This is a genomic window from Variovorax paradoxus, from assembly GCF_040544635.1.
GTDB classification, from domain to species: Bacteria; Pseudomonadota; Gammaproteobacteria; order Burkholderiales; family Burkholderiaceae_C; genus Variovorax; species Variovorax paradoxus_R.
The window spans coordinates 305,497-313,676 of sequence record NZ_JBEPKJ010000007.1 but is presented as its reverse complement, the minus strand read 5'-3'; the positions used below and the strand labels follow the sequence as shown (position 1 = coordinate 313,676).

At 61.9% G+C, this 8,180-nt stretch carries 7 protein-coding genes, 1 tRNA gene and 1 pseudogene; all 9 read left to right on the top strand.

Going from position 1 to position 8,180, the window contains the following annotated elements; genetic code table 11:
- Positions 1-92, top strand: a pseudogene (locus ABIC94_RS14665) (elongation factor Tu); the annotation flags it as partial.
- Between the two features lie 21 nt (positions 93-113).
- Positions 114-189: transfer RNA gene (locus ABIC94_RS14660), tRNA-Trp, on the top strand.
- Positions 190-327: 138 nt separating this feature from the next.
- Positions 328-711, top strand: coding sequence for a preprotein translocase subunit SecE (gene secE / locus ABIC94_RS14655; protein WP_354373736.1), 384 nt, complete (start codon positions 328-330; stop codon positions 709-711).
- Complete coding sequence (nusG, locus tag ABIC94_RS14650; protein ID WP_354373721.1) at positions 712-1,332, top strand: transcription termination/antitermination protein NusG; 621 nt, start codon at positions 712-714, stop codon at positions 1,330-1,332.
- A 137-nt stretch (positions 1,333-1,469) separates the two neighbouring features.
- Positions 1,470-1,901 carry a 50S ribosomal protein L11 gene (gene rplK, locus ABIC94_RS14645; protein WP_028258525.1) on the top strand — a complete coding sequence of 144 codons (432 nt, stop codon included), beginning with the start codon at positions 1,470-1,472 and terminating at the stop codon, positions 1,899-1,901.
- Complete coding sequence (gene rplA, locus ABIC94_RS14640; protein WP_354373720.1) at positions 1,902-2,600, top strand: 50S ribosomal protein L1; 699 nt, start codon at positions 1,902-1,904, stop codon at positions 2,598-2,600.
- Positions 2,601-2,850: 250 nt separating this feature from the next.
- Complete coding sequence (gene rplJ / locus ABIC94_RS14635) at positions 2,851-3,387, top strand: 50S ribosomal protein L10 (protein ID WP_354373719.1); 537 nt, start codon at positions 2,851-2,853, stop codon at positions 3,385-3,387.
- Between the two features lie 43 nt (positions 3,388-3,430).
- On the top strand, positions 3,431-3,805 hold the full coding sequence (rplL, locus tag ABIC94_RS14630) for a 50S ribosomal protein L7/L12 (RefSeq protein ID WP_319429248.1): 375 nt from the start codon (positions 3,431-3,433) through the stop codon (positions 3,803-3,805).
- A gap of 248 nt (positions 3,806-4,053) precedes the next feature.
- Entirely contained in the window at positions 4,054-8,178 is a 4,125-nt protein-coding gene (rpoB, locus tag ABIC94_RS14625; RefSeq protein ID WP_354373718.1) for a DNA-directed RNA polymerase subunit beta, read from the top strand.
- The last annotated feature ends 2 nt before the right edge of the window (positions 8,179-8,180 follow it).

The following is an 8,180-nucleotide window of genomic DNA, read 5'->3' as shown; positions in this document are numbered from 1 at the left end:
CGATCGCGATGGAAGAAGGCCTGCGCTTCGCCATCCGCGAAGGCGGCCGCACCGTGGGTTCGGGCGTCGTGGCAAAGATCCTCGACATCTAAGCCAAGCGTAAAGAGTACCGGAGGGGTATAGCTCAATTGGCAGAGCGTCGGTCTCCAAAACCGAAGGTTGTAGGTTCGATTCCTACTGCCCCTGCCACCTAGGTGGCACCCCGAAAAAGCCCCACCGGTGACCCGGTGGGAGGCAAAAAAAGCCCATCGTGACCCGATGGGCTTCGGCGTCTCAAGAAGGCGCATTGAATTGAAGGCCGAAAAGGCCGCAGGAAATCAGCCAAACATGGCCACTTCTCAAATCGAAACCGTGAGCACAGGTGCCGACAAGGCCAAATTGGCCGTGTCGGTGGTGCTGGCAGTGGGCGCCATCGTGGCGTTCTACCTGCTTGCGCGCCAAGGCTCGCTGGTGCAATGGGCTGCGCTGCTGGTCGGTCTGGCCGCGGCTGTCGGCGCGTTCGGCAGTTCGGAGAATGGCCGTCAGTTGTGGGCTTTTGGCCGCGACTCGTGGCGCGAGGTCAAGAAGGTCGTTTGGCCGGCCCGCAAAGAAGCAATGCAGATGACGGCTTATGTGTTTGCCTTCGTGGCAGTCATGTCCGTCTTCCTCTGGCTCACCGACAAGACGCTCGAATGGGTGTTTTTCGACCTCATTCTGGGCTGGAGAAAATAAATGACCGCTGATTCAGTGAATGCAGTTGACACCACGCCGGGCGCGCCGGAAGAGGAAAACACCTCCGTGCTGGCTCCCGCCGCCAACCCTGATCTGCGTTGGTACGTGGTGCATGCCTATTCGGGCATGGAAAAGGCTGTCGAACGCAACATCACCGAGCGCATCAACCGCGCCGGCATGCAGGACAAGTTCGGCCGCATCCTGGTTCCGACCGAAGAAGTGGTCGAGATCAAGAACGGCCAGAAGCGCACCACCGAGCGTCGTTTCTTCCCGGGCTACGTACTGGTCGAAATGATCATGGACGACGAGAGCTGGCACCTGGTGAAGCACACCAACAAGGTGACGGGTTTCGTGGGCGGCGCCAAGAACCGTCCGGCCCCGATCTCGCAGAAAGAGGTCGAGGACATCGTCAGCCAGATGCAGCAGGGCACCGAGAAGCCGCGCCACAAGGTCGAATTCACCGTTGGCGAATTCGTGCGCGTCAAGGAAGGCCCGTTCACCGACTTCAACGGTACCGTCGAAGACGTGAACTACGAAAAGAGCAAGGTCAGCGTGTCGGTCATGATTTTCGGCCGCGCGACGCCTGTGGAGCTCGAATTCAGCCAGGTCGAGAAGACCTGAGTTTCTTCCGGTCTCCGAACCGGAACCATTTTCGGCTGCGCGTTGTCCGACTCGGCGCGCGGCCTTGATCGAAGAGTCGTTTAACCCCGGGGAGCTGCGGCGAGAGCCAAGGCGATATCACCCGCAAGGAGCAAAACATGGCGAAAAAAATCGTCGGCTTCGTCAAGCTGCAAGTGCCAGCTGGTAAGGCCAACCCATCACCACCCATCGGTCCCGCACTGGGCCAGCGTGGTTTGAACATCATGGAGTTCTGCAAGGCGTTCAATGCGCAAACGCAGAGCTACGAGCCGGGTCTGGCGCTGCCGGTGGTCATCACCGCGTTCGCCGACAAGAGCTTCACCTTCATCATCAAATCGCCCCCGGCTGGCGTGCTGATCAAGAAGGCGATCAAGCTGGACAAGGGTTCGGCCCGTCCGCACACCGACAAGGTCGGCAAGATCACGCGCGCTCAGCTCGAAGAAATCGCCAAGACCAAGATGAAGGACCTGACGGCCGCCGATATGGACGCCGCGGTTCGCACCATCGCCGGTACTGCCCGTTCGATGGGCGTGAATGTGGAGGGCGTGTAAATGGCCAAGATCACCAAGAAACAAAAAGCGCTCGCAGGCAAGGTCGACAGCAACAAGCTGTATCCCCTGGCTGACGCCATCGGCCTCGTGAAGGACGCCGCCACCGCCAAGTTCGACGAATCGATCGACGTGGCCGTGCAACTCGGCATCGACGCGAAGAAGTCTGACCAGGTCGTGCGTGGCGCCGTCGTGCTGCCCAACGGCACCGGCAAGACCAAGCGCGTGGCTGTGTTCGCCCAGGGCGCCAAGGCTGAAGAAGCCAAGGCCGCCGGCGCCGACATCGTCGGCATGGACGACCTCGCCGCAATGGTCAAGGCTGGCGACATGCCTTTCGACGTCGTGATTGCTGCCCCCGACGCGATGCGCGTTGTCGGTACGCTCGGCCAGATCCTCGGCCCGCGCGGCCTGATGCCCAACCCCAAGGTTGGCACGGTGACCCCGGACGTCGCCACGGCTGTGAAGAACGCCAAGGCTGGCCAGGTTCAGTTCCGCGTCGACAAGGCCGGCATCGTGCACGGCACGATCGGCCGTCGTTCGTTCGACACCGACAAGCTGCAAGGCAACCTCGCCGCGCTGATCGACGCTCTGGTCAAGGCCAAGCCGGCGACCAGCAAGGGCGTGTACCTGCGCAAGGTGGCTGTGTCGTCGACCATGGGTCTGGGTGTCCGCGTGGACACGCAAACCATCTCGGCGAGCTAAAGAGATTTGCCCGGCTCCGAAAGGGGCAGGGCGAATGTGGTGGGTCGCGGCAGCTTCGGTTGCCGTGAGCCATCCAAGACCGCTGGTGTGCAGGGCGCTGCACTTAATCGCCGGATCGATCCTTCCGGTATCCAGCGCAGATGGCGATCCCGCTGCAAGGAATTTGATTTTTGTTCCGAAACAGTTGTTGGTCGCTGCATGAAGCGCGATCCGAGGCCCCGGCCGAAGGTCGCATTAAAAGGAGTAGACCTTGAGTCTGAATCGCAGTGAGAAAGAAGCGGTCATCAGTGATGTGACCAGCCTCGCCGCTAAAGCTCAAACGCTCGTGATGGCGGAATACCGTGGCATCACGGTTGCCGAAATGACCAAACTGCGCAGCGAAGCTCGCAGCAAGGGTGTGACCCTCAGCGTGTTGAAGAACACGCTGGCACGCCGTGCTGTCGCTGGTAGCGCATTCGAAGTCGTCGGTGACCAGATGACCGGTCCGCTGATCTACGGCTTTTCCGAAGACGCAGTGGCCGCCGCCAAGGTGGTGGCCGACTTCGCGAAGACCAACGACAAGTTGGTGATTCGCGGTGGCGCGTTTGGCGGCAAGGTCCTGGACGTCAACGGCGTGAAGCAACTGGCCAACATCCCTTCCAAGGAAGTGCTGCTGGCGCAATTGCTGGGCTTGATGCAATCCCCGATCTCTCGTACCGCCCGCGTGCTCGCGGCGCTGGCCGAGAAGCGCGGTGGTGGCGAAGCTGCACCCGCTGCCGATGCACCGGCAGAAGCGCAGGCTGCATAAGCCTTGCGTTTGAAATATTCAACCCAATTGTTAGGAAACAAAAATGGCATTCGATAAAGACGCATTTCTGACCGCGCTCGACAGCATGACGGTCCTGGAACTCAACGACCTGGTGAAAGCCATCGAAGAGAAGTTCGGCGTGAGCGCCGCGGCAATGTCGGCTCCGGCTGCTGGTGGTGGCGCTGCTGCCGTCGTGGCTGAAGAGCAGACCGAGTTCAACGTCATGCTGATGGATGCAGGCGCGAACAAGGTGTCGGCTATTAAGGCCGTGCGCGAAATCACCGGCCTGGGCCTCAAGGAAGCCAAGGACCTGGTGGAAGCCGCTCCCAAGGCTGTCAAGGAAGGCCTGTCGAAGGCTGACGCTGAAGCCGCCAAGAAGAAGCTGGAAGATGCCGGCGCCAAGGTGGAACTGAAGTAATTCAGACCCCCTAGAGGGCTGGAGGTGCCTGAAAAGGCCCTCCAGCCTTTGCCGCTTTCAGAGCGCACCCGAAAACCGGAAAAAAGACGGTTTTCGAGTGTCTTCTGACCCCGACTGCAGAAGACCCCTTGGTTCGGGCGATGTGCAACGCATCGCTGTCCGCCAACGGCTGGTAGTGGCCAGCCGCCAAGCAGTAGTGCCTCGGCATTGCTGACAAGTCGCTGAAGATCTCAAGCTCCGGAGCTCTCATGGCCCAATCGTCCGCGTACAGTTACACCGAACGCAAGCGCATCCGAAAAAGTTTCGGTAATCGCGACAGCGTCGTCGAAATTCCCTACCTGCTGCAAATGCAGAAAGACGCGTACACCGCGTTTCTGCAAGCCGGCATTCCGCCCAAACAACGCACCGTCGAAGGCCTGCAGGCCGCGTTCGACGCTGCCTTCCCGATCGTCTCGCACAACGGTTTTGTCGAGATGAAGTTCCTCGAGTACAACCTCGCGAAGCCCGCCTTCGACGTGCGCGAATGCCAGACCCGCGGTCTGACCTTCGCCTCGGCCGTGCGCGCCAAGGTCCAGCTCATCATCTATGACCGCGAGTCGTCGACGTCGCAGTCGAAGGTGGTCAAGGAAGTGAAGGAACAAGAGGTCTACATGGGCGAAGTGCCGCTCATGACCGAAAAGGGTTCCTTCATCATCAACGGCACCGAGCGCGTGATCGTCTCGCAGCTGCACCGTTCGCCCGGCGTGTTCTTCGAGCACGACAAGGGCAAGACGCACAGCTCGGGCAAGCTCCTGTTCTCGGCCCGCGTGATTCCCTACCGCGGCTCGTGGCTCGACTTCGAGTTCGACCCGAAGGACATGCTGTACTTCCGCGTCGACCGTCGCCGCAAGATGCCGGTCACGATCCTGCTGAAGGCCATCGGCCTGAATCCGGAATCGATCCTCGCGAATTTCTTCGTGAACGACAACTTCCGCCTGATGGACAGCGGCGCGCAGATGGAATTCGTTCCCGAGCGCCTGCGCGGCGAAGTCGCGCGCTTCGACATCACCGACAAGTCGGGCAAGGTCGTGGTCGCCAAGGACAAGCGCGTCACCGCGCGCCACACGCGTGAACTCGAGCAGTCGGGCACCACGCACATCAGCGTGCCGGAAGACTTCCTGGTCGGACGCGTCATTGCCCGCAACATCGTCGAAGCCGACTCCGGCGAAATCCTGGCCAAGGCCAACGACGAACTGACCGAAGCGCTGCTGAAGAAGCTGCGCACGGCCGGCGTGCAAGACATCCAGGTGATCTACACCAACGAACTCGACCAGGGCGCGTACATCTCGCAAACCCTGCGCATCGACGAGACGGTGGACGAGTTTGCCGCCCGCGTGGCCATCTACCGCATGATGCGCCCCGGCGAGCCGCCGACGGAAGACGCAGTGCAGGCCCTGTTCCAGCGCCTGTTCTACAACCCGGACACGTACGACCTGTCGCGCGTCGGTCGCATGAAGTTCAACGCCAAGGTCGGCCGCGACGAATCGACCGGCCCGATGGTGCTGACCAACGAAGACATCCTGGCCGTGGTCAAGATCCTCGTTGACCTGCGCAACGGCAACGGCGAAGTCGACGACATCGACCACCTGGGCAACCGCCGCGTGCGTTGCGTCGGCGAACTGGCCGAAAACCAGTACCGCACCGGCCTCGCCCGTATCGAGAAGGCCGTGAAGGAACGTCTGGGTCAAGCGGAGCAAGAGCCGCTGATGCCGCACGACCTGATCAACAGCAAGCCGATCTCGGCCGCGCTGAAGGAATTCTTCGGCGCCTCGCAGCTGTCGCAGTTCATGGACCAGACGAACCCGCTGTCCGAAATCACCCACAAGCGCCGCGTGTCGGCCCTTGGCCCGGGTGGTCTGACGCGTGAACGTGCGGGCTTCGAAGTGCGCGACGTGCACGTCACGCATTACGGCCGCGTGTGCCCGATCGAAACGCCTGAAGGCCCGAACATCGGCCTGATCAACTCGCTGGCCCTGTACGCCCGCCTGAACGAATACGGCTTCATCGAGACGCCGTACCGCCGCGTGGTCGACAGCAAGGTCACGATGGACATCGACTACCTGTCGGCCATCGAAGAAGGCAAGTACGTCATCGCCCAGGCCAACGCGGTCCTGGACAAGGAAGGCAAGCTGACCGGCGACCTGGTCTCCGCGCGTGAAGCCGGCGAATCGATCCTGGTGGGCGCAGAGCGCGTTCAGTACATGGACGTGTCGCCCGCGCAGATCGTGTCGGTGGCCGCCTCGCTCGTGCCGTTCCTCGAGCACGACGATGCGAACCGCGCGCTGATGGGCGCCAACATGCAGCGCCAGGCCGTGCCTGTGCTGCGCCCTGAAAAGCCGATCGTCGGTACCGGTATCGAGCGCGTTTCCGCGGTCGACTCGGGCACCGTGGTCACGGCCACCCGCGGCGGTATCGTCGACTACGTCGACGCGACCCGCATCGTGGTGCGCGTGAACGACGCCGAAGCGGCAGCCGGTGAAGTCGGTGTGGACATCTACAACCTGATCAAGTATCAGCGTTCGAACCAGAACACCAACATCCACCAGCGTCCGATCGTCAAGCGCGGCGACAAGATCGCCAAGGGCGATGTGGTGGCCGACGGTGCATCGACCGACCTCGGCGAACTGGCCCTCGGCCAGAACATGCTGATCGCGTTCATGCCGTGGAACGGCTACAACTTCGAAGACTCGATCCTGATCTCGGAACGCGTCGTCGCGGAAGACCGCTACACCTCGATCCACATCGAGGAACTGGTGGTGATGGCTCGCGACACCAAGCTGGGTGCCGAAGAAATCACGCGCGACATTCCGAACCTGGCCGAGCAGCAGCTCAACCGCCTCGACGAATCCGGCATCATTTATGTCGGCGCCGAAGTGCAGCCGGGCGACACGCTGGTGGGCAAGGTCACGCCGAAGGGCGAGACCACGCTGACGCCTGAAGAGAAGCTGCTTCGCGCCATCTTCGGCGAGAAGGCTTCCGACGTGAAGGACACCTCGCTGCGTGTGGACCAGGGCTCGCAAGGCACCGTGATCGACGTGCAGGTGTTCACCCGCGAAGGCATCACGCGCGACAAGCGCGCCCAGCAGATCATCGACGACGAACTCAAGCGCTTCCGCCTCGACCTGAACGACCAGCTTCGCATCGTCGAAGCCGACGCGTTCGACCGTATCGAGAAGCTCCTGACCGGCAAGGTCGCCAACGGCGGCCCGAACAAGCTGGCCAAGGGCACCAAGCTCGACAAGGCCTACCTGTCGTCGGTCGAGAAGTTCCACTGGTTCGACATCCGCCCGGCGGACGACGAAGTGGCAACGCAGCTCGAGTCGATCAAGAACTCGCTGGAGCAGACGCGCCACAGCTTCGACCTCGCGTTCGAAGAAAAGCGCAAGAAGCTCACGCAGGGCGACGAGTTGCCCGCGGGCGTGCTCAAGATGGTCAAGGTCTACCTGGCCGTCAAGCGCCGCCTGCAACCCGGCGACAAGATGGCCGGCCGCCACGGCAACAAGGGTGTGGTGTCGAAGATCGTTCCGGTCGAAGACATGCCCCACATGGCCGACGGCACGCCGTGCGACATCTGCCTGAACCCGCTGGGCGTGCCTTCGCGGATGAACGTGGGCCAGGTGCTCGAAGTGCACCTGGGCTGGGCCGGCAAGGGCATCGGCCAGCGCATCGGCGACCTGCTGCAGCAAGAAGCCAAGGTGGCCGAGGTGCGCAAGTTCATGGAGCAGCTGTACAACGGTTCGGGCCGCAAGGAAGACCTCAGCAAGCTGAGCGACACCGACGTGCTCGAGATGGCCGCCAACCTCTCCAGCGGCGCCACGTTCGCAACGCCGGTGTTCGACGGCGCCTCGGAAGACGAAATCCGCGGCATGCTGAAGCTCGCCTATCCGGACGACATCGCCAAGCTCAAGGGCCTGACCGATACGCGCACGCAGGCGTACCTGTACGACGGCCGCACCGGCGACCAGTTCGAGCGTCCCGTCACCGTGGGCTACATGCACTTCTTGAAGCTGCACCACTTGGTGGACGACAAGATGCACGCCCGTTCGACCGGCCCGTACTCGCTCGTCACGCAGCAACCGCTGGGCGGCAAGGCGCAATTCGGCGGCCAGCGTTTCGGTGAAATGGAAGTGTGGGCGCTGGAAGCTTACGGCGCCGCCTACGTCCTGCAGGAAATGCTGACCGTGAAGTCCGACGACGTGCAAGGCCGTACCAAGGTGTACGAAAGCATCGTCAAGGGCGAGCACACGATCGAAGCCGGCATGCCGGAATCGTTCAACGTGCTGGTCAAGGAAATTCGTTCGCTGGGGCTCGACATCGAGCTCGAGCGTTCTTAATT

Coding starts and splice junctions, on each gene's coding strand:
- rpoB (WP_354373718.1), top strand. CDS start 4,054: ATGGCCCAATCGTCCGCGTACAGTTACACCGAACGCAAGCGCATCCGA.
- rplA (WP_354373720.1), top strand. CDS start 1,902: ATGGCCAAGATCACCAAGAAACAAAAAGCGCTCGCAGGCAAGGTCGAC.
- secE (WP_354373736.1), top strand. CDS start 328: ATGGCCACTTCTCAAATCGAAACCGTGAGCACAGGTGCCGACAAGGCC.
- rplL (WP_319429248.1), top strand. CDS start 3,431: ATGGCATTCGATAAAGACGCATTTCTGACCGCGCTCGACAGCATGACG.
- nusG (WP_354373721.1), top strand. CDS start 712: ATGACCGCTGATTCAGTGAATGCAGTTGACACCACGCCGGGCGCGCCG.
- rplK (WP_028258525.1), top strand. CDS start 1,470: ATGGCGAAAAAAATCGTCGGCTTCGTCAAGCTGCAAGTGCCAGCTGGT.